The organism is Marivivens sp. LCG002 (assembly GCF_030264275.1).
GTDB lineage: Bacteria > Pseudomonadota > Alphaproteobacteria > Rhodobacterales > Rhodobacteraceae > Marivivens.
This window is the reverse complement of the sequence record NZ_CP127165.1, coordinates 360,001-381,059: the sequence shown is the minus strand read 5'-3', so window position 1 is coordinate 381,059 and position 21,059 is coordinate 360,001. Positions and strand designations below refer to the sequence as shown.

Below are 21,059 nucleotides of genomic sequence, written 5' to 3'. Positions count from 1 at the left end.
CGGGGTTTAGTTGTTGGCTTCGTACTCAGCCATCAGAGCGCGTGCTTCGTCGATCAGAGCCTGACCGTCGATACCTTTGCCTTTCATATCCTCGACCCAGCTTTCGTAGATCGGGGTCACAAGATCACGCCACTCGCCCGTGTCGGTTTCGGCAACGGTGATGATGTTGTTGCCGAGATCGACAGCGATCTGGCGCGCGGGACCGTCTGCGTCCGACTGCGTGCCGCCCGCAAAGATCGAGAAGTCGAGACCCGAGTTCTGATCGATCACGGCTTTGAGGTCATCGGGAAGACCTGCGTAGGTGTCGTTGTTCATCGCCAGAACGAAGGTGAGGTTGTAAAGCGCGGGGCCTTCGAATTCGGTGTGGTTCTTCACAAGCTCGGGCACTTTGAGCGAGGTGGTGACTTCCCACGGAATAGTGGTGCCGTCGAGAACACCCTTGGAGAGCGCTTCGGATACGGCAGGAACGGGCATGCCGACCGGCGTCGCACCGACGAGCTCGAGAAGCTGGTTCACAAGACGCGAACCGCCGCGGATCTTCATACCCTGAAGGTCGGAAGGCTTGGTAACGGGTGCGTTGGTGTGGAACATGCCAGGACCATGAACCCAGGTTCCCAGGATGTGGACATCCTTGAACTCGGTGTCCTTCATGTGGGTTTCGAACATCTTCCAATAGGCATAGGACGCCGCACGGGCATCGGCCACCATGAAGGGAAGTTCAAAGACTTCGGTCGACGGGAAACGGCCGGGGGTATAGCCGACAACGGTCCAAACGATATCGGCAACGCCGTCGATCGCCTGATCCATCAGCTCGGGCGGGGTGCCGCCGAGAGACATGGCAGCGTAACGCTCTACCTTGATACGGCCATTCGAGTCAGCCTCGACTTTATCGGCCCAAACGTCGAGAACCTGCACAGGCACGTTGGCCTGAGCGGGAAGGAACTGGTGCAGGCGAAGCGTCACTTCCTGAGCGAAGGACGCAGTTGCGGAAATACCAAGCGCAATGGCCGAAGCCATAGCAGTCTTGAGAAAGCTCTTACGCGTGATGGTCATGTGGTCTCCTCCCTATTGACCAGCACCTGTTTTCAGGTGCTTCATTTATTCGTTTTCGGTGCGGGACCTTTCGCCCCCGAACCAGAATGTGGTAGAACCCTAAAATCCCGAGAGTATAACCCGCAACACAACCTGCGGCCCCTCGTTTATATTAGGTATACTACATAACTGTTATGACCTGTCATCAACTTTTATGTGAACATCGGACGTTTTCGGGTTTCCGCTGAAACAGCCCCCTCGAGTCCCGTGGAACCATAGAGCCAATCGATCTGGTCGTACCATTCCTCCGCACTGCGGCTGTTCATAACAGCATTCCGTAGCTCCGCATGCGCACCCGCAGGGTGATAGACGTGCTGGCCGATTTCGCGAGACTGCAGCTGAACCCGAGCCGTGCGCAAACGACGGCGTGCGTTATAGCGTTGCAGAGCTCCCTCGAGATCGTCCGGCGCGGCATCAAGCTCCGCAGACAGACAGACGGCGTCCTCCATCGCCATACAAGCACCTTGTGCAAAATATTGCAACATTGGATGTGCGGCATCCCCTAAAAGAGCCACCCGACCATCGACCCAATTGGACACTGGATCACGGTCGCACAGCACCCAAAGCTTCCAGTCCTTGCCCTTCTCGATGATCTGCCGCGCAACGGGGTTAACGTGTTCAAATCCCTTACGAACTTCGTCATGGGAAACGGGCTTTCCTGCCACCGGTTCGGGGGCGTCATTGTGGTATGTCACGACCAGATTGAACACCTTCCAACCCGAAAGCGGGTAATGCACAATATGACACTTTGGACCCGCCCAAAGGGTCGCCGCATTCCACCGAAGGTCTTCGGGCATCTCTTCGGTGGGAATCACCGACCGATAGGTCGTGTGCCCCGACACACGCGGCATGCCGTCCCCGACGAGCTGTTTGCGGATGTTCGACCAGAGCCCATCGGCCCCGATCAGAGCACGACCCACGACTTTTTCCCCGCTCGAAAGGGTGACAGTGACCGAAGCGCCGTCCTGATCATAGCTCTCGACCGCAGAATTGGTCCGCAAGTTGATGAGCGGATGCGCGACACAGGCCTTGAGGAACACCCCGTGAAGATCGCCGCGATGGACGACGGCATAGGGGTTTTTGAACCGCGCGCGGAACGCGTCATCAAGCGGGATACGGGTGATCTCGTCCCCCGAAATCGCATCCATCAGGCGCAGGTTGTCGATATAGACCGCCATAGCGCGCGCCTGATCGCCGACCCCGAGGTAATCAAAGGCATGAAAGGCATTCGGGCCAAGCTGGATTCCCGCGCCGATTTCGCCAAGCTGGGCGGCCTTTTCCAGAACAATGGAGCCGATGCCCTTTTGCGCAAGGCCGATGGCTGTCGCAAGGCCGCCGATACCGCCGCCTGCAATGATGATCTTGTCACTCATGTTATTCTCCCCCGCGCTGCCCTATTCGGCGTCAGGCTGTTTGGATGGGTGCGCATCGGCAAAAGCCGGAAGCGCTTCACAGTTGGCGTAAATGCGGCGCAGGTTCGGCATGGCCGAAAGGTCCACTTTGAAGCGGGCCGCAGAAAAAATCTGGGGAACCAGATAGATATCCGCCATCCCCGGAGTGTCGCCAAAGCAGAAATCGGCTTGCGGACGCTTCGCGAGAAGCGCTTCGCAAGTGGCAAGACCATCGCCGATCCAACGCTGGCACCATGCCTCTTTGCCCTCGAGCGCCTGACCGTAGTTGGCTTCGAGATATTGAAGCACACGCAGGTTCTGGAGCGGATGGATCTCGCAGGCGATCACGTTACAAAAGGCGCGGACATGCGCACGCAGCGTCGCATCCTCGGGCAAAAGCTTTGGATCGGGGAACTGTTCATCGAGCCACTCGAGAATGGCGGGCGACTGGGTAAAAACCTCGCCTTCATGCTCTACCGTGGGCACCAACCCTTGGGGATTGAGCGCCCGATAGGCTTGGGATTTTTGCTCACCGCCGTTCCGAACAAGATGGACCGAGCGGAACTCGGGATCGATCCCCTTGAGACCAAAGGCGATGCGAAGCCGATAAGAGGACGAGCTTCGGAAATAGCCGTGATAGATCATTCCGCCGCCCCGATGGTCAGCGCGATCGGATCAAGTCCGTCGATGCCGCCTGTGATCTTGTCACCAGCAACCACAGGACCCACACCTTCGGGTGTGCCTGTGAGGATCACGTCGCCTGCGCGAAGGTGATAGTATTTCGAGAGATCCGAGACCACAGCGCTGACGTCATGAATCAGAAGCGACAGGTTGGAGTTCTGCTTGACCTCGCCGTTCACTTCGAGATGGATGCGCTGCTCCGTCACTTCAAACTCCGAGGCTTTCGTGATCGTGGAAAAGACCGCCGATTGCTCGACGTCCTTGCCAAGATCCCAAGGACGCTGCTTGGACCGCGCGACGAGCTGAAGATCGCGACGGGTCATATCGAGCGCGCAGCAATAGCCGTAGATGAGGGCCATTGCTTCGTCCTTGGAGACCCGAAACCCGTCTTTGCCGATGACGAGAGCCAGCTCCATTTCGTAGTGATAGTTCTCGGTGCCCGAAGGATAAGCGATGGTCGAACCCGAAAGGATCGCCGCGGTCGGCGTCTTGGTGAAGTAGAACGGCGCCTCACGATCGACTTCGACGCCCATTTCCGCCGCATGTGCCGCATAGTTCCGACCGACGCAGAAAATGCGACCGACGGGATATTCCGCCTTCTCGCCCTTTACGGGAATGGACGGCGTGGCGGGAAGTTCGAAAAGCATATCGGTCATCGGCTGCGTTCCTCGTAGTAACCAAGTTTTTCCTGAAGCGGGCGATCGTGAACGCGAATGAGATAGGCGTCTTCGTCGGCCTGATGGGTGATCTTTGCAAAGACAGGTGCGGTAAAGGTGTCCTTGGGACCCCATTCGATCACCCTGTCGTTGACGATGGTGCGACCTTTGCCGCCGATCACATGGAACGCCGCAGAAGACGAGCGCAAGGAAGGCTCTTCCTTCGCCCCTTTGGTCAGCATCATCGCGGTAAAGCCCATGGTCGGGAGCACGTCCGCTCCCGTTTCGGGGTTCACGTAGTCGAGTTCGGCCACATCGCCGCCGTTGTATTTCACGAGCTCGCGCAGCGCTTCCTTTGTGCGCTTCCAAGGATAGCGCATCATAGGATAGCGGCGCACCCCTGCTCCGTGCTTGCGGCTCGGTGCAAGGCCCGAGGCTAGATATTCGACCTGAGAGGCATCGGGGCGGTTCCGCTGTGCCTGAAGCGGGCCTTCTTCAGCGTAAGACCCTTCGAGATAGACGAAAAGCGGCAGATCAAGTGCGTCCAGCCAGATCACGGGCTCCGTTCCCTCATGCCCGTGGTCGTGCCACTCGCCACCAGGCGTCAGAACAAGATCACCCTCTTCCATCGGGAGTTTTTCACCGTCCACGACTGTGTAACCGCCTGTCCCCTCGACGATGATCCGAACAGCGGACGGCGTGTGCACGTGGGCGGGAGCCGTTTCGCCGGGGAGCAGGAGTTGCATTCCCAGATAGATCGACGAAGTGGCCTGCATCGCGCCCGTCCCACGACCGGGGTCAGAGAGAACGAGAACACGGCGCTCGGCCTTTTCGACGGGCGTCAGCTCGCCCGCACGCATGAGGAGCGGACGAAGCGCCGCAAACTCCCAATGCCCGGGCTTGGTCACGGGACGCGGCGCTCCGTGCGGCAGCACATTGCGCATCATCGGCCAAAGTGGCGCGACACCGGCGGCGGCCATGTCGTCCCTGTAATCCTGCGGAAGCTCTTCGAGCGTGCCAAGTTGCGTCGACATCATATCCTCCCCTTGAGTCGATTTATAGTTAGCATGCTTATCATAAGTATGCTTGTCAAATTCTTTCATTCGGACGATTGTATGCCGCAAGAGGTGAAGATGACCGAAATTTATATGATGCCCGGCAACCTGATCCGGCGTTTGAACCAGATCTCGCTGTCCATATTCCAGGACGAAACCAAAGCGGCAGGGTTGGAGCTCACCTCTGTCCAGTTCGCGGTTCTTGCCGCGCTTGCCGAGAACGACGGCGTTGATCAGGCAACGGTCGCAGGACTGATTGCCTATGATCGCCCAACGACAGGCAGCGTTCTTGATCGCCTCGAAAGCCGCGGATTGATCCGACGCGAAACCAACCCGAACGACCGCCGCGCACGGCTTGTCTGGATCACAGAAGACGGCAAAGAGGTGCTTGGCCGCGCCCTTCCCGTCGTTCGCAATCTCCAGCAGAGCATTCTGACGGGACTGAGCCAAGAAGAACAAGAAACCTTTATCGCGCTTGCCGCCAAGGTTGCCGAAGCAGCGAACGATCTCAGCCGCGCGCCGCTCATCCTTCCCAAGGCGCCCTAGAGACCCGTGGCCTCGGCGAGATCCTGCAAGGTTGGACGGTCGAGCAGCTCCAGACACTCGGCGACCCGCGCGCGGCAGAGCGCCGGGGGCTGGTCCGCGCCCGACATCGCTTCGGCCAAGGGGTCCATGCGCAAGGCAAGCCGTCGCCAGCGGTGCAAAACGAGAATGCGAAGGGCCGTTCTCTCAATCAAGCCCAGCGCGTCAGGACTGACGCTTTCGCGAAAAACCGCGAGATCCGCAGCAAGTTTGGCGCAATCGGTAAAGCAGGCGCTTTCCCTGATTTTCGAAATGACCCATTCAGGAAGCGCATGGACTTCGACGGTTGTCGCCAAGAGATCGCGGACATCCTGTTCAGGCGGGAGCAAGACAACATTGGACGCAATCGCAAAGCCCTGATCCGTTGGCTCGGTCTCTAGCGGGTTTCCGACGACCAAGCGCGCCAAAGTCATCGGTTCGACGCGGGGCGCATAGACGCGCGGGCTAACCGCAAATGTGGTCGAAGTCGCCGCCCTGCTCATTCGGTAAAACCCGACCCGCCCGATCTTTTCGCTCTCGACCCAGCCATCCCGCTTGAGACGGTGGAGCGCGACGCGCATAGCTTGGGGTTGGAGCCCCATGCTCTCGATCAAAGCGGTGAGGATCGGACCGCCGATTGCAGACTCGGGCGCGATATCCCCGATGATCGTCACGAGCACGGACCAGACCTTGATGTCGGCGGGATCAAGGAAGGGTTCGGCAAGCGTGGCAAAGGCGGGTGCTCTGGTCATGCCAGAGTTATACCCGCCTCGGCCGGATGTTCTAGTGCGCAACCATGGTCAGAAGATCATATTCCGCGACCTGTTCGTCATCCTGATTGGTGATCGTCACATTCCAGCGCACTTCTGCGTATTCGGCATTCCGCGGGTGCTTGCCCTTGACCGTGAGGCGGACTTTGATCGCCTCGCCTGCCGTGACAGGTTTCTGGAACGAGAGGTTCTCGAGACCCGTATTCGCGAGAACAGGGCCTTCGTTCGGCTCCACAAAGAGCCCCGCTGCAAAGGACAGCAAGAGATACCCATGGGCAACGCGATCGGGGAAGAACGGGTTCCGCTTGGCTGCATCCTCGTCCATGTGGGCGTAGAAGGTGTCGCCTGTGAACTGCGCGAAATGCTCGATATCGTCCATCGTGATCGTGCGCAAAGGCGAGTTGAACGTCTCACCCAGCTCCAGCTCGCCCCATTGGCGGGTAAAGGGATGCGCGTCCTTGGTGATCTCGGTCGCGCCAGTGACCCAGCGCTTGCCCACCGCGGTGATGAGGTTTGCGCTCCCCTGAACGGCGGTGCGCTGCATAAAATGCTTTACCCCGCGAATACCGCCAAGCTCTTCGCCGCCGCCTGCACGGCCAGGACCGCCGTGAACCATATGCGGCATGGGCGAGCCGTGACCCGTGGAGTCCTTCATCGACTCGGCATTGTTGAAGTAGAGACGGCCATGCCACGCGCCTGCTTCCTGCACGACTTCGCGTGCAACGGCGCCATCGCGGGTAATGACCGATGCAACAAGGCTACCGCCGCCACGATTGGCAAGTTCGATGGCGTGACCAAGATCGCGATAAGGCATAATGGTGGACACAGGGCCAAAGGCCTCGGTCTCGTGAAGCTTCACCGCCTTGTCGGGGTCAGCACAGTGGAACAGTGTCGGGTTCACAAAAGCCCCCGCTTCAGCGTCCGCACCGACAACCTGCAAGCCATCCTGACCGCCGTAGACACGCTCTGCCTCGGTCGCGATGATCGCAGCTTTGGCAAGGACATCTTCGCGCTGGTCGCCTGAAACCACCGCACCCATACGGACGCCTTCGACCTTGGGGTCCCCGATCGTCGTTTTCGCAAGGCGCGCAGAGAGCGCCTCGATCACCGGCTGGACAAGCCCCTCGGGCGTGATAATGCGGCGAACTGCCGTGCACTTCTGACCTGCTTTGACGGTCATTTCACGGTGCACTTCTTTGATAAAGAGATCGAACTCTTCGGAACCAACCTGAACATCAGGTCCAAGGATCGAAGCGTTCAAGCTATCCTGCTCTGCCGAGAAGCGCACGGAATTGCGGAGAATATTGGGATTGGAGCGGAGCTTGAGAGCTGTGTCGGCAGATCCCGTAAAGCTCACCACATCCTGCGCGGCAAGACGGTCAAGCGTGTCGCCAAGACCTCCCGTCACAAGCTGAAGCGCACCATCAGGCAAGAGGCCCGACTCGATCATCATGCGCACGCAGCTTTCCGTCACCTGACAGGTCGCAGTGGCGGGCTTCACGATCGAAGGCACGCCCGCGATAAGGCTCTGCGCGAGCTTTTCCAGCATACCCCAGACGGGGAAGTTGAAAGCATTGATATGCACCGCGACCCCTTGGAGCGAGGTATAGACATGCTGACCGACAAAGGTGCCGCCTTTACCGAAACGCTCGATCTCGCCGTCCAGAAGAATGGTATCATCAGGAAGCTCGACACGGCCCTTGGAGGCATAAACGAACATAGTGCCGATGCCCCCGTCCACGTCGATCATATGATCAGTGGCCGTCGCCCCCGTCGCGAACGAGATGTCATATAGTGCACTTTTCCGCTCATTCAAATAGAGCGCCAGCGCTTTGACCATCTTGGCGCGCTGGTGGAATGTCATCTTGCGAAGGGCGGGACCACCTTTGGTCCGCGCATGCGCCAGCATCGCCTCGACATCGAGATCCCCGCCAGCAAGGCCTATTACCTGACCGTTAATGGCGGATTTGACCTCTCGCGCTTGCGAACCGGCGTCAAGCCAACGACCAGCAACAAAGCTCTGGATGTTCTGAACCGTCATTTCTTCCTCCCAAAGAACCGCCAAGATGGATTCGGTTATTCATTGACCGATCGTTCGGCATATGCAACATATTGCTTATCGACGATTGGGAGGACTGCCGTCAATGACTCATTTGGTTCTCGTGCAGGATCATGGCGATTGGGTGGAAATTACGCTCAACAGACCGGATCGCCTGAACAGCTTCACTGCAGAAATGCATCTCGAGCTTCGCGGTGCGCTGGAGGCCGCGCGGGCGGCAGGCAAACGCGCTGTGCTCTTGACGGGTGCGGGACGTGGGTTCTGTGCAGGCCAAGACCTTGGGGATCGCGATCCTCGGAAAATGGACACGCCACCCGACCTTGGCGAGACGGTCCGGAATTACTGGGCGCCCCTCGTGCGGCTCATCCGCAACTTTCCCGCCCCTGTCATTTGCGCCGTGAACGGCGTCGCCGCGGGCGCGGGATCGAGCGTTGCGATCAACTGCGATATCGTTCTTGCCGCCTCGAGCGCGAAATTCATCCAATCCTTTGGCAAAGTCGGCCTTATCCCCGATACAGGTGGGAGCTGGCAGCTTACCCGCCTTATCGGAGAGGCCCGCGCAAAAGCGCTCGCCATGACCGCAGAGCCGATCACCGCCCAAACTGCCGCCGATTGGGGGCTGATCTGGAAATGCATTCCCGACGAAGACCTGATGACCGAAGCCCGCGCGCTCGCCGCCCGCCTCGCTGCAGGTCCGACCTTTGGTTATGCGCAGACCAAGCGTGCCATTGACGCGGCCCAAACGAACAGCCTCGACCATCATCTCGACTTTGAAGCCGAGTTGATGCGCGAATGCGGGCGGAGTGCGGATTATGCCGAAGGCGTCGCCTCCTTCCTCGATAAACGTGCACCGGAGTTCCAAGGCAAATGACCCCGCAAGAGCGCGCCGAAAAATCCGCATCCGCAATGATGCAAAACGACGAGACGCTGCGCTGGATGGGCATGTCGCTCGACAGCGTTGGTGAGGGCACGGCTGTCATGTCGATGACCGTCGAGAAACAACATTGCAATGGTCACGGGATTACGCACGGGGGCATGACCTTTGCCCTTGCTGATACGGCATTTGCCTATGCCTGCAACAGCCGAAATCAGGTGACGGTCGCACAGCACAATCTGATTTCCTATCTCGCCCGCGGCAAGCTTGGCGATCGTCTGACCGCGACCGCAGTCGAGGTGAAAGCAGGGCGTTCGGGAATATACGACGTCACCGTCGCCAATCAGGACGGCAAAGTCATCGCTGAATTTCGCGGGTTTTCCCGCTCGATCGAAGGCACATTGTTCAAGGAGGATGAATAAATGCGCGACCTCACACCCCCACGCGAAAGCCTTGATCCTATCGAGATTGCAAGCCGCGACGAGATTTCTGCGCTTCAACTCGAGCGCATGAAATGGACGCTGCGCCATGCCTATGAGAATGTACCGATGTATCGCCAGCGCTTTGATGCGGCGGGCGTGCATCCTGATGACCTAGAGTCTCTGGCTGATCTCGCTAAGTTCCCGTTCACTTACAAATCCGACCTGAGGGACAATTATCCCTTTGGTCTCTTTGCAGTGCCGCAGGACAAGATCGCGCGTCTTCACGCCTCATCGGGAACAACAGGCAAACCGACCGTCGTCGGTTATACCGCGAACGACATTTCCAACTGGGCGGATCTTGTGGCGCGGTCGATGCGTGCAAGCGGAACGCGTCCCGGAGATAAGGTGCACGTTGCCTATGGCTATGGCCTCTTTACGGGCGGCCTTGGTGCGCATTATGGGGCCGAACGTTTGGGCTGCACAGTCATTCCCGTTTCGGGCGGGATGACCGAACGGCAGGTCATGTTGATCGAGGATTTCAAACCCCAGACCATCATGGTCACTCCGAGCTATATGCTCAATATCCTTGAACAATACCGCAAAGAGGGTCGCGATCCGCGCGAATGCAGTCTTCAGGTCGGTATCTTTGGGGCCGAACCGTGGACCAATGCCATGCGCGCCGAGGTCGAAGCCGCCTTTGATATGCATGCCGTCGATATCTATGGGCTCTCGGAAATCATGGGCCCCGGCGTTGCCAACGAATGCGTGGAAACCAAAGACGGGCTGCACATCTGGGAGGATCACTTCTATCCCGAGATCATCAACCCCGAAACCGGCGAGGTCTGCGCGGACGGCGAAATGGGCGAACTCGTGTTCACCACGCTGACCAAAGAGGGGCTTCCGATGATCCGCTATCGCACGCGCGATCTGACACGCCTTCTTCCTGGAACTGCGCGGTCGATGCGGCGGATGGAGAAAATCACGGGACGCAGCGATGACATGATCATTCTGCGCGGGGTGAATGTGTTCCCGACCCAGATCGAAGAGCAGCTTCTCAAGATCGAAGGACTGGCCCCGCATTTCCAGATAGAACTTCATACTGCGGGCCGGATGGATGCAATGCGCGTGATTTGCGAAGCGCTTCCCCATGCCGCGGACGATGCGTCCCGCGCCGCCGCGTCCAAGGCACTGTCCAAGCGGATCAAGGATATTGTGGGGGTCAGCGCCGAATGCGTCGTCGGCACCCCAGGCAGCGCACCGCGCTCCGAAGGCAAAGCGAAGCGGGTCGTGGACAATCGGACCAAAGACTGATGGCGCGCCCTATTGCCGAAGACTATGAAATCAAACGCCGCCTTCTCATGAAGGCGGCAGCACATGTTTTCGCCTCGGAAGGATATTCAGGGGCGGGCATGGCGGGCATCGCGGCGATGGCAGGCGTGTCCAAAGCGAACATCTATCATTACTACAAAAACAAAGAGGATCTGCTCTTTGCGATGCTGGATCAGTATCTTTCGGAGCTGAAGGAAACGGTGTGCTCGTTAACGCTCCCCGATGATCCTGAAGTCGCTCTCGAGGTAACGATCAGGACGATCCTACGCGCCTATCGCGGTGAGGATGACATGCACAAGGTCCAGATCAACGATCTCGGCTCTTTGCCCTTGGAGCGGCAGCTTCCGCTCAAGGCCTATCAGAAAGACATTATCCGATTTGTGCGCGACAGGCTCGATGCCTTTGATGTCGCCGACAGCTATGTGGTCGCCATGTCGATTTTCGGGATGCTGAATTGGTTCTACATGTGGAACGCAGGCGCCGATGACAACGCCCGCGATGCCTATGCCGCGACGGTCACCAAGCTGGTGCTCGGCGGCATCCCCCGTCTTTAGTGCTCGTCATAGGTCACAACGACCTTGTCGGTGAGCGGATAGGACTGGCACGAAAGCACAAAACCCTTTTCCACCTCGTAATCCTCAAGCGCGTGGTTCGTGAGCATCTCGACCTCGCCTTCGATCACGCGGCATTTGCAGGTCGAACAGACGCCGCCTTTGCAGGCATAGGGCGCATCAAGATTTGCCCCAAGCGCCGCATCGAGCACAGAGGTGCCACGACTGGCCTCAACCGAACGGGTTGTCCCGTCTATCGTCACCGACAGCGCATAGGTGGCATCCCCCTTTTCAGCAGCCTCGGCCACGCGCTGGGGCAGACGCCCGGGCTGGCTGCTTGCAAAGAGTTCGAATTTGATCTGCTCTTCGCTGAGCCCATGGTCCTTGAGGCTCTCGGCGATGGTAAGCATCATCGGCTCGGGACCGCAGATGAAAGCGGTGCGGATATGGGAAAGGTTCACCCATGACGCAAAGAGCTGTTTGCACTTGTCCGCATCCACGCGCCCCGTGAAAAGATCGATGTCCTGCGCTTCGGTTTCAAGCACATGGATCACCGTAAAGCGGCCAAGATAGCGGTTCTTGAGATCCTCCAACTCTTCGCGGAACATGATCGTGTTCACTGCGCGATTGGCATAGATCAAAGTAAAATGGCTGCTCGGTTCATCTTCGAGAACCGTTTTGAGGATCGAAAGAACGGGCGTGATCCCCGAGCCGCCCGCAAAACCAAGGTAATTCTTGCGCTCTGGCCCGCCCAAGGGAACATGAAAGTTCCCCATCGGCGGCATGGCTTCGATCATATCGCCGGGCTTGAGGTTGTCGTTGGCCCATGACGAAAACGCGCCGCCCGCAACCCGTTTGATCCCGACCTGAAGCTTGCCTTCGGACCGCCCTGCACAGATCGAATAGGAACGGCGCACTTCGACGCCCTCTATGGTCGTGCGGAATGTGAGGTATTGTCCGGGGATAAACTCGAACGCGTCTTTGGGGGCATCGAGCGTCACCACAATCGCGTCGCGAATGGTGTTTTGAACGTCAGTGACTTTGAGCGGATAGAAGCGCGACATGAAGGCTCCCTAGATACATTTGAAATAATCGAAAGGCTCTTTGCAGTCGTTACACCGCCAAAGCGCCTTGCAAGGAGTGGAGCCGAACTGGCTCACCCGTTCGAGATCGTGACCGCCGCAGTGGGGGCATTCCGCGGGTCCCTTGGCGGTGGAAGGAGGCGCGATGCCATAAGCCTTGAGCGCGGCGCGCCCTTCATCCGTGATCCAGTCGGTGGTCCAAGGCGGGGCAATGCGACGCTCGATCTTGACGTCAAGCCCGTGCTCGGAGAGGTGCTTGCGAATATCGCTCTCGATCACAGCGGTCGCGGGACATCCCGAATAGGTGGGCGAGACGACGACCCAAGTTTCCGCGCCGCGCTGTTCGACGTCACGGATGACCCCGAGATCGACCAGAGAAATCACGGGGATTTCAGGATCGGGAACCTCGCGCAGACGCGCCCAGACCTGTTCAAGCCCGGACATTACCAACGTGCATCCGGATAGGCGCGCGGCAGGAACTGCATCACGGCCAGCATATGCCCGAGGTGTTCCGTATGACGCGACCCATCGCGGCCACCACGATGCGCAAAGCGGCTATCGGGGATTCGCAAAGTGGCTTCAGCCATGACTTCGGAAACGATCCGGTCGTAGTCCGCGCGGAGCTCGCTCGGGTTTACGGTGACGCCCTCTTGGGCATTCAGATCATCGACACGATCGGCTTCGAACATTTCACCGACATAGGGCCAAAGACGGTTGAGAGCGGCCTGCATTTTCGCATGGCTTTCCTCCGTGCCGTCGCCAAGGCCGATCACCGTATCGGCAGAACGCTCCAGATGATAGCTCACCTCTTTGAGGGCCTTCATCGCGATGGCGGCCACCCGCTCATCCGAGCTGTCGCACAGGCGGGTCAGCATCAGCTTGTGCCACGTATCGAAAAGGAACTGGCGCATGAGGGTATGGCCGAAGTCGCGGTTGGGCAGCTCGGTCAAAAGGCAGTTGCGAAAGTCGATCACATCGCGGCGATAGGCCAGATCATCAGCTGTGCGGCCCTTGCCCTCGACTTCGGCAGCAAGGCCGAGCCACATTTGCGTTTGGCCGATAAGGTCCAGCGCAGTGTTGGCGAGCGCGATGTCCTCTTCGAGGATCGGGGCGTGGCCGCACCACTCCGAGACGCGGTGTCCCAGAACCAAGGTGTTGTCACCCATCCGAAGAAGGAATTCAAGAAACGCCGACATCACATCGCCCCTACTTCATCGGGAATGTCGAAAAAGGTGGGGTGGCGATAGACTTTGCTCCGTGACGGGTCATAGAGCGGGCCTTTTTCCGTCGGAGAGGACGCCGCGATATTCGCGGCCTCAACAACCCAAATCGACACGCCTTCGTTGCGGCGGGTATAAACATCGCGCGCATTCTTGATCGCCATCTCGGCGTCAGGGGCGTGGAGCGAGCCGACGTGACGGTGGCTCAAACCATGCTGGCCGCGGATAAAGACTTCCCAAAGGGGCCATTCATTGCTCATCGGTAACTCCTATTCCGCAGCCATTTTGCGGGCGCGTTTCTTGGCGGCATGGGCCATCAAACCATCACGGACCCACTGACCGTCGGCCCAAGCCTCTTGGCGGGCTTCCATGCGTTCGTTGTTGCAGGGGCCATTCCCGTTGAGAACGTCGAAGAATTCGGTCCAATCGGGCTCGCTAAAGTCATAGTGACCGCGTTCTTCATTCCATTTGAGGTCGGGATCAGGAACGGTCAGGCCAAGGTATTCGGCTTGCGGCACGGTTTGATCCACGAACTTCTGGCGCAACTCGTCATTGGTGTTGATCTTGATCTTCCACGCCATGTTCTGGGCCGAGTGCACGGACTCGGCATCCGAAGGGCCAAACATCATCAGCGAGGGATACCAGAAGCGGTTCAATGCGTCCTGAGCCATCCGCTTTTGCTCGGGTGTGCCCTGCGCCATCTTCATCATGATGTCGAAGCCTTGGCGCTGGTGGAAGGACTCTTCCTTGCAAATGCGGATCATAGCGCGGCTATAGGGGCCATAGGAGGTCCGCTGGAGCGGCACCTGGTTCATGATCGCGGCGCCATCGACAAGCCAGCCCACGGCCCCAACGTCCGCCCATGTCAGGGTCGGGTAATTGAAGATCGACGAATACTTCATCCGTCCCGAAAGGAGCTGTTCGGTCAGGTCATCACGGCTCACGCCAAGGGTCTCGGCGGCGCAATAGAGATAAAGGCCATGCCCTGCTTCGTCCTGAACTTTGGCGAGAAGGATCGCTTTACGTTCAAGGGTCGGGGCGCGAGTGATCCAGTTTCCCTCGGGCAGCTGACCGACGATTTCGGAATGTGCGTGTTGACCGATCTGACGGATCAGGGTTTTGCGATACCCCTCGGGCATCCAATCCTTGGGCTCGATTTTTTCGCCCGCGTCGATACGTGCCTGAAAATGAACCTCGTCGGGCGTCATTTCCGAGGGATCTTTTCCACCTTCTGACTTGATCATTTGTGCGTACATTCGTTCCTCCCCGAAACAATGTCTGGAGAGGTTTTACACCAAAATGCGTTTCCGCTCAATTATTGTGTTACATATTTTAAAATTTTTCTCAAAACAGTAACACTTTCAGAAATCAGAGGAGACATTATTATATTCAGCAAGAAAAATCATATCAGGATCAATATCTTGATAGCTTAGCCCCTGCCCCTTCAGCCATGGCGCAAGATGCTGGAACATATCTCGGGCGATGTATTGAGCGGGGCGATAACGGGGATGCCAGCTGTTGCCACCCCAATGATCCCAAGGCTGATCCGTGTTGATATGCCGTCCGATCCGTGAGTTCTGGATAACGCATTTGCCCACAGATTCGAGCGTGGTCTTGCTGATCTTGCCGAACGGAGCGTCATAGGACGACAACGGCCCAAGATCACAGCGATACCCCTCGATCGTCGAGCCGGGATAGGGCGTCGCCCGCACCCCTTCGAACCACTGCCGCCCAAGACTCATTTGGGCGTGAAGCGCCCTTTCGGACCCGTCGTGGCAAAACTCGCAGGTGTCGAAGACAAAGCCATAACGGGTGCGAATATCCGTGCTTGGCGCTGTGACCCATGATTGGGGCGCGCGCGACCCCAAAGAGCGGATCGTGCAACCTTCGAACCAGGCTGTAGATTGACCGAATATGAAATCGACATCCCCTTCGATATCGCAGTCGACCAGGCAACTGCGAACCGTCCATCCTTTTTGCGGAGACTGAAGATACAAGGTGTCCTGAAAGCTCCTGAGCCGAACGGACTTGACCAAAAACCGATCCGCGCCTGCGCTGAGCAATGCGACCGCTTGATGCTGGCCCTTGGCAAATTGGCCGAACGCGTTTTTGTCCGAAGCGCCGTCCTGATCTCGGTCACAATTATACGTGTTGCGAACCGTCAGGTTAATGAGTTCAAAATCATCGGCCTCAACTCTCATCACCGAGGCATTCGCCGTTGTGATGAAACCCCGCGCACCGATCCGCTCAAAAATCTCGCGCACGGCCTTTGGTGCTTGCTCAAACTGTGGCGAAAACCGCGTGCGATATTCGCGACCCGTCATCTCGGCGTCGATGTTTTCATGAATGAGCACTTCTTCACGATCAGTGCCCAACCCGATGATGGTCAGCGCTCCAACACCCCGAGGCACATAGACCAGCCCCTCGTAGCGTCCTGGTTTCACGCCGATGACCAAACGTCGGTGAGGATGACGAAGATCGACGATATGATTGAGCGCGTCCTGAATTGTGGGGAAGTCGCTCTCGGGTCCTACGACAAAATCGGGCGCGAGAGACTTTGCCGCGCCGATGCGCGGGAACCATGGGTCAAGCCGATCCGCCCCCGCCTTTCCTGTATAGCGCAGCACCTCGTCCCGTCGGAAGAACTGTGCTTGCTCTGGTGTCAGGACGGGACGCATCAGACACCGGACAGTGCGGCAACCATCATCAGTGGGCCAACGCCTTTGGTATCATCGCTCACCCGCTTTTCGCTCAGGTAATAGGCTGCGCTTCCATCGCGAAAGCGATCTTCGTACCACCCAAGCCCCGCAACATGGCAAATCTCGATCATCTCGTATCCGTTTTTTTTCGGTCTGAGCGCCAGTTCGGTCAAAACCTGCGCAAGTCCTTCAGGCGCTTTGCATAGGCCAAGCCTTTCGCCCCGCAAAAGCGCATAGGTAAACATCGCCGACGCCGACATTTCTTGGTAATTGTCGGCAAGATCGGGGCGGTTGATCACCTGCAACCAAAGCCCGTCAGAGGTGCGCAAAGCCTTGAGCGTTTCAAGGAGTGCGACCGTGCGTGCGCGCAGCGGTAGAAAGTCCTCGCCCGTGAGCTCTGCGACATCAACGAGAGCCATCGCAAGCCAGCCAATGGCGCGCGCCCAGAAGTCCTGGTTCTGGCCAGTAATCGGATCAGCCCAAGGCTGCTCTCTCGCTTCATCAAAGGCGTGTTTGTAAAGCCCCGTTTGCACATCGAATAGCGCATCGAGCGCAACATTGATCTGGCGGAGCGAGTCTGCGACGGCCGCCTCGTCTCCGATCAGCTTCGCATAGGCGATCCTGAACGGTTGGCCCATATAAAGACCGTCGAGCCAGATTTGCCATGGATACCGAAGCTTGTGCCAGAAAACGCCCGAGTTGGTTCGAGGATGTGACTTGAGCTGCCGTGCCAGCAAATCCGCGGCGGCTTTGTATTTCGCGGCGCCCGTCTTGTCGTAGAGATAAAGCAGAGCGCGCCCTGACAGAACATTGTCGATATTGTAATCCGAAAGCACGTATCCCTTGAGCGTTCCCGTCGGGCCAACCTGTGCATCAACAAGCCGCTGTAAATGGTCAAGCCACAGCGGATCGCCCGTTTCGATATGCAAAAGCTCCAGCCCACGATAAATACAGCCGTCCTCATAGCACCACGCGCCGCCTTTATAGGGTTGGTGGTGCTGCACGTAATGCGCGATAAAATCTTTCATTTTTTCCCTAATCTGCAGGAAATTCAAAGACGATAAGCCTCTTTGGCAAGTCGATAGGTCAGATCGTAAGCAAGCTCGTGCGCCTCGTCCTCTCGGAGCCGCCCCGTCATCACAAGATTGGCAAGGAAAGAACAATCAACCCGCCGCGCCACATCATGGCGCGCGGGGATGGAGCAAAAAGCACGGGTGTCATCATTGAATCCGACTGTGTTATAGAAACCTGCCGTCTCGGTAGCTTGCTCGCGAAAGCGCATCATGCCTTCATAACTGTCGTGGAACCACCAAGGGGGACCAAGCCGCAAAGCAGGATAAACGCCTGCAAGGGGCGCAAGTTCGCGGGCATAAGAAGTCTCGTCCAGCGTGAACACGATCACTGTCAGATCGGAGCGCTCTCCAACCGCGCTCAAGAGAGGTCGCAGCGCATTGACGTAGTCGGTCCGTGTCGGGATGTCATATCCTTTGTCCCGACCGAACTGACTATGGACAGTCGAAGAGTGGTTACGCGATGAGCCCGGATGGATCTGGAGAACGAGCCCGTCATCAAGGCTCATACGGGCCATTTCGGTAAGCATATGGCCCCTGAACATATCCGCCTCTTCGCCCGAGCACTTGCCGCGGAGTGCCTTGTCGAACAACCGTGCCGCAACGTCCTGAGCAAGGTCCTCGGTCCGCGCTGTGGCATGACCATGGTCGGTCGACGTGGCACCAAAGGATTTGAAAAACGCCCTACGCGCACGATGTGCAGCCAGATACCCGGTCCATGTCGTGGTATCTTCCCCCGTCAACTCGCCAAGGCGGGCAACATTTTCCGCGAAACCGTCAAACTCCGGATCGACAACAGCATCAGGGCGATATGCGGTGATAACGCGGCCCTGCCACCCGCTTTCACGGATCATCCGATGCCATCGAAGATCATCAAGCGCACTCTCCGTGGTCGAAATCGCTTCGATGTCGAACCGCTCGAACAGAGCGCGCGGCCGAAATTCTGGTCGAATGAGTTTTTCAGCTATCTGATCGTAGATCTCATCCGCAGTTTCGGCAGAGAGACGTGTTTCGATCCCGAACACGTCCTGAAAGGAATGTTCGATCCAAAGTCTGGACGGTGTGCCCCGAAACAGGTGAAAATTCTGCGCAAAGAGGCGCCAAATCTTGCGGGTATCCTGTTCTGTCGCTCCACCATCGGCGCGCGGAACGCCAAGTGCCTCGAGCGGAACACCTTGGGAATGCAGCATCCGAAAAACATAGTGGTCAGGCACGACAAAAAGCTGTGCGGGGTCGGGAAAGGCCTCATTCTCGGCGAACCAACGGGGGTCGGTATGGCCATGCGGGCTCAAGATGGGAAGATTACGCACCTGCGCATAGAGGTCGCGCGCAAGCGAACGGGCACTCGGATCAATGGGAAAGAGCCTGTCGTCGTCCAAAAGAGCCATAATTCATCTCGCTCGCTAGAGTTGGCCTTAAAGTGCCAGTCTAGCATATTAGTAAGCGAGAAAGTAAGTCAACAGGCCAGTTGCCTTTATGAGAGGCAAGCATGCTTTAAATTACTATTGCCTTAAGGATTGGTTGCGGGAGTAGGATTTGAACCTACGACCTTCAGGTTATGAGCCTGACGAGCTACCGGGCTGCTCCATCCCGCGCCATTTTTAGCTTGGCGCTAAGTTGTTTCCCATCTGGGTTATGTGATGGGATTTGCTATCGTTTAGAGAGAATTTTGGTTCTTACTAGGTCTGGCGGTGACTTACTCTCCCACGTCTTAAGACGCAGTACCATCAGCGCGACGGCACTTAACGGCCGAGTTCGGAAAGGGATCGGGTGTTTTGCTCGTGCTATAGCCACCAGACCGAGAAAGAACCAAGAATTCCAAGTCATGTACACATTGTTGGTGTATGGCTTTTGATTTGCAGCGTTGCTTTTACTGGATCAAATCAAGCCTATCGGACCATTAGTACCGGTCAACTGAACGCATTACTGCGCTTACATCTCCGGCCTATCGACGTGGTGGTCTACCACGGTCCTCAGGGATACCTTGTTTTGAGGGGGGCTTCCCGCTTAGATGCCTTCAGCGGTTATCCTGTCCGATCATAGCTACCCAGCACTGCCGTTGGCACGACAACTGGTCCACCAGTGGATCGTTCACCCCGGTCCTCTCGTACTAGGGGCAACTCCTCTCAAGTATCCTACACCCACGGAAGATAGGGACCGAACTGTCTCACGACGTTCTAAACCCAGCTCACGTACCTCTTTAAATGGCGAACAGCCATACCCTTGGGACCTGCTCCAGCCCCAGGATGAGATGAGCCGACATCGAGGTGCCAAACGATGCCGTCGATATGGACTCTTGGGCATCATCAGCCTGTTATCCCCAGCGTACCTTTTATCCGTTGAGCGATGGCCCTTCCACTCGGGACCACCGGATCACTATGGCCGACTTTCGTCTCTGCTCGACTTGTCAGTCTTGCAGTCAGGCTGGCTTCTGCCATTGCACTCAACGAGCGATTTCCGACCGCTCTGAGCCAACCTTCGCGCGCCTCCGTTACTGTTTAGGAGGCGACCGCCCCAGTCAAACTACCCACCACGCAGGGTCCCGGACCCGGATAACGGGCCGCGGTTAGACATCAAGCAGAGCAAGGGTGGTATCTCAAGGGAGGCTCCACAGAGACTGGCGTCCCTGCTTCAAAGCCTACCACCTATCCTGCACATGCTGTACCTGATGCCAGTGCGAAGCTATAGTAAAGGTGCATGGGGTCTTTCCGTCTAACCGCGGGAAGTGTGCATCTTGACACACAATTCAATTTCGCTGAGTCGATGTTGGAGACAGCGGGGAGGTCGTTACGCCATTCGTGCAGGTCGGAACTTACCCGACAAGGAATTTCGCTACCTTAGGACCGTTATAGTTACGGCCGCCGTTTACCGGGGCTTCAATTCGGAGCTTGCACTCCTCCTTTTAACCTTCCGGCACCGGGCAGGCGTCAGACCCTATACGTCGTCTTACGACTTCGCAGAGCCCTGTGTTTTAAGTAAACAGTCGCCACCCCCTGGTTTGTGCCCCCCGCCCGTAGTTGCCTACGAACGGGGCCTCCTTCTCGCGAACTTACGGAGGTATTTTGCCGAGTTCCTTCAACATCGTTCTCTCAAGCGCCTTGGTATTCTCTACCAGTCCACCTGTGTCGGTTTAGGGTACGATCTCATGGAGGGCTATTTCCAGGAACCTCTAAACGGCTCACCCAATCCGATAAGGGCAAACAATCTTCGAGATCCGTCACATCCTCCTGGCTCAGGAATATTAACCTGATTCCCATCGACTACGCCTTTCGGCCTCGCCTTAGGGGTCGGCTTACCCTGCTCAGATTAGCTTTAAGCAGGAACCCTTGGACTTTCGGCGAGAGGGTCTCTCACCCTCTTTGTCGCTACTCATGTCATCATTCTCACTGGTGATCTCTCCACCGGATCGCTCACGCGCCAGCTTCACAGAAAGCTCCCTGCCTCCAATCCCACCGAAGTGAGTAAGGAGGCGTGGAACTATATCACACCACGCTCTGCTACCACGCACATATGTGCATCCTAAGCTTCGGCTCATGGCTTGAGCCCC

General features: G+C 57.5%; 20 protein-coding genes, 1 tRNA gene and 2 rRNA genes (1 of these 23 running past the window's edge). 5 read left to right on the top strand and 18 right to left on the bottom strand.

What is annotated here, in order from left to right:
- Positions 1 to 6: 6 nt before the first annotated feature.
- From QQG91_RS01970 to QQG91_RS01950, 5 genes are all read right to left on the bottom strand, one after another.
- Complete coding sequence (locus tag QQG91_RS01970; protein WP_285771304.1) at positions 7 to 1,053, bottom strand: TRAP transporter substrate-binding protein; 1,047 nt, start codon at positions 1,051 to 1,053, stop codon at positions 7 to 9.
- Between the two features lie 191 nt (positions 1,054 to 1,244).
- Positions 1,245 to 2,465: a 3-hydroxybenzoate 6-monooxygenase gene (locus QQG91_RS01965; protein ID WP_285771303.1), complete on the bottom strand. Its 1,221-nt coding sequence runs from the start codon at positions 2,463 to 2,465 to the stop codon at positions 1,245 to 1,247.
- Between the two features lie 21 nt (positions 2,466 to 2,486).
- On the bottom strand, positions 2,487 to 3,128 hold the full coding sequence (gene maiA, locus QQG91_RS01960) for a maleylacetoacetate isomerase (protein WP_285771302.1): 642 nt from the start codon (positions 3,126 to 3,128) through the stop codon (positions 2,487 to 2,489).
- Positions 3,125 to 3,820: a fumarylacetoacetate hydrolase family protein gene (locus QQG91_RS01955; RefSeq protein ID WP_285771301.1), complete on the bottom strand. Its 696-nt coding sequence runs from the start codon at positions 3,818 to 3,820 to the stop codon at positions 3,125 to 3,127. The genes maiA and QQG91_RS01955 overlap by 4 nt, the downstream gene beginning before the upstream one ends.
- Entirely contained in the window at positions 3,817 to 4,854 is a 1,038-nt protein-coding gene (locus tag QQG91_RS01950) for a cupin domain-containing protein (protein WP_285771300.1), read from the bottom strand. The genes QQG91_RS01955 and QQG91_RS01950 overlap by 4 nt, the downstream gene beginning before the upstream one ends.
- A gap of 99 nt (positions 4,855 to 4,953) precedes the next feature.
- On the opposite strand from QQG91_RS01950, the gene QQG91_RS01945 reads away from it, so the two are divergent.
- The gene (locus tag QQG91_RS01945; protein ID WP_285771299.1) at positions 4,954 to 5,421 is read left to right on the top strand and encodes a MarR family winged helix-turn-helix transcriptional regulator; all 468 of its coding nucleotides are present in this window, start codon (positions 4,954 to 4,956) and stop codon (positions 5,419 to 5,421) included.
- Here the strand turns inward: QQG91_RS01945 and QQG91_RS01940 are convergent.
- Both QQG91_RS01940 and paaZ read right to left on the bottom strand, forming a co-directional pair.
- Positions 5,418 to 6,188, bottom strand: a complete 771-nt coding sequence (locus QQG91_RS01940; protein ID WP_285771298.1) for a hypothetical protein — start codon at positions 6,186 to 6,188, stop codon at positions 5,418 to 5,420. The genes QQG91_RS01945 and QQG91_RS01940 overlap by 4 nt on opposite strands.
- A 31-nt stretch (positions 6,189 to 6,219) precedes the next feature.
- Positions 6,220 to 8,247, bottom strand: a complete 2,028-nt coding sequence (paaZ, locus tag QQG91_RS01935; RefSeq protein WP_285771297.1) for a phenylacetic acid degradation bifunctional protein PaaZ — start codon at positions 8,245 to 8,247, stop codon at positions 6,220 to 6,222.
- A gap of 103 nt (positions 8,248 to 8,350) precedes the next feature.
- On the opposite strand from paaZ, the gene paaG reads away from it, so the two are divergent.
- The 4 genes from paaG to QQG91_RS01915 are packed head-to-tail and all read left to right on the top strand — an operon-like array spanning position 8,351 to position 11,444.
- Positions 8,351 to 9,136: a 2-(1,2-epoxy-1,2-dihydrophenyl)acetyl-CoA isomerase PaaG gene (gene paaG, locus QQG91_RS01930; RefSeq protein WP_285771296.1), complete on the top strand. Its 786-nt coding sequence runs from the start codon at positions 8,351 to 8,353 to the stop codon at positions 9,134 to 9,136.
- A complete protein-coding gene (paaI, locus tag QQG91_RS01925) occupies positions 9,133 to 9,561 on the top strand; it encodes a hydroxyphenylacetyl-CoA thioesterase PaaI (RefSeq protein WP_285771295.1) in 429 nt (142 codons plus the stop codon). Before paaG ends, paaI begins: the two co-directional genes overlap by 4 nt.
- The gene (gene paaK, locus QQG91_RS01920; RefSeq protein WP_285771294.1) at positions 9,562 to 10,872 is read left to right on the top strand and encodes a phenylacetate--CoA ligase PaaK; all 1,311 of its coding nucleotides are present in this window, start codon (positions 9,562 to 9,564) and stop codon (positions 10,870 to 10,872) included.
- Positions 10,872 to 11,444: a TetR/AcrR family transcriptional regulator gene (locus QQG91_RS01915; protein ID WP_285771293.1), complete on the top strand. Its 573-nt coding sequence runs from the start codon at positions 10,872 to 10,874 to the stop codon at positions 11,442 to 11,444. Before paaK ends, QQG91_RS01915 begins: the two co-directional genes overlap by 1 nt.
- Here the strand turns inward: QQG91_RS01915 and QQG91_RS01910 are convergent.
- The 11 genes from QQG91_RS01910 to QQG91_RS01860 form a co-directional block, all read right to left on the bottom strand.
- Positions 11,441 to 12,505: a 2Fe-2S iron-sulfur cluster-binding protein gene (locus QQG91_RS01910; RefSeq protein WP_285771292.1), complete on the bottom strand. Its 1,065-nt coding sequence runs from the start codon at positions 12,503 to 12,505 to the stop codon at positions 11,441 to 11,443. The two genes, QQG91_RS01915 and QQG91_RS01910, sit on opposite strands and share 4 nt — an antisense overlap.
- Positions 12,506 to 12,514: 9 nt before the next feature.
- Positions 12,515 to 12,967 (bottom strand): 1,2-phenylacetyl-CoA epoxidase subunit PaaD, encoded by a 453-nt coding sequence (paaD, locus tag QQG91_RS01905; protein ID WP_285771291.1) that lies wholly within the window; start codon positions 12,965 to 12,967, stop codon positions 12,515 to 12,517.
- Positions 12,967 to 13,719 (bottom strand): 1,2-phenylacetyl-CoA epoxidase subunit PaaC, encoded by a 753-nt coding sequence (paaC, locus tag QQG91_RS01900; protein WP_285771290.1) that lies wholly within the window; start codon positions 13,717 to 13,719, stop codon positions 12,967 to 12,969. Before paaC ends, paaD begins: the two co-directional genes overlap by 1 nt.
- Positions 13,719 to 14,003 (bottom strand): 1,2-phenylacetyl-CoA epoxidase subunit PaaB, encoded by a 285-nt coding sequence (gene paaB / locus QQG91_RS01895; protein ID WP_285771289.1) that lies wholly within the window; start codon positions 14,001 to 14,003, stop codon positions 13,719 to 13,721. Before paaB ends, paaC begins: the two co-directional genes overlap by 1 nt.
- A 9-nt stretch (positions 14,004 to 14,012) precedes the next feature.
- Positions 14,013 to 14,999, bottom strand: coding sequence for a 1,2-phenylacetyl-CoA epoxidase subunit PaaA (paaA, locus tag QQG91_RS01890; protein ID WP_285771288.1), 987 nt, complete (start codon positions 14,997 to 14,999; stop codon positions 14,013 to 14,015).
- 105 nt (positions 15,000 to 15,104) lie between these two features.
- Positions 15,105 to 16,421 (bottom strand): pectinesterase family protein, encoded by a 1,317-nt coding sequence (locus QQG91_RS01885; RefSeq protein ID WP_285771287.1) that lies wholly within the window; start codon positions 16,419 to 16,421, stop codon positions 15,105 to 15,107.
- Positions 16,421 to 17,470: a glycoside hydrolase family 88/105 protein gene (locus QQG91_RS01880; protein WP_285771286.1), complete on the bottom strand. Its 1,050-nt coding sequence runs from the start codon at positions 17,468 to 17,470 to the stop codon at positions 16,421 to 16,423. The genes QQG91_RS01885 and QQG91_RS01880 overlap by 1 nt, the downstream gene beginning before the upstream one ends.
- Positions 17,471 to 17,493: 23 nt before the next feature.
- On the bottom strand, positions 17,494 to 18,900 hold the full coding sequence (gene uxaC / locus QQG91_RS01875; RefSeq protein WP_285771285.1) for a glucuronate isomerase: 1,407 nt from the start codon (positions 18,898 to 18,900) through the stop codon (positions 17,494 to 17,496).
- Between the two features lie 130 nt (positions 18,901 to 19,030).
- A tRNA-Met gene (locus tag QQG91_RS01870) sits at positions 19,031 to 19,107 on the bottom strand.
- An 88-nt stretch (positions 19,108 to 19,195) separates the two neighbouring features.
- Positions 19,196 to 19,310 (bottom strand): 5S ribosomal RNA (gene rrf, locus QQG91_RS01865).
- 81 nt (positions 19,311 to 19,391) lie between these two features.
- A 23S ribosomal RNA gene (locus tag QQG91_RS01860) occupies positions 19,392 to 21,059 on the bottom strand (it continues 1,160 nt past the right edge of the window).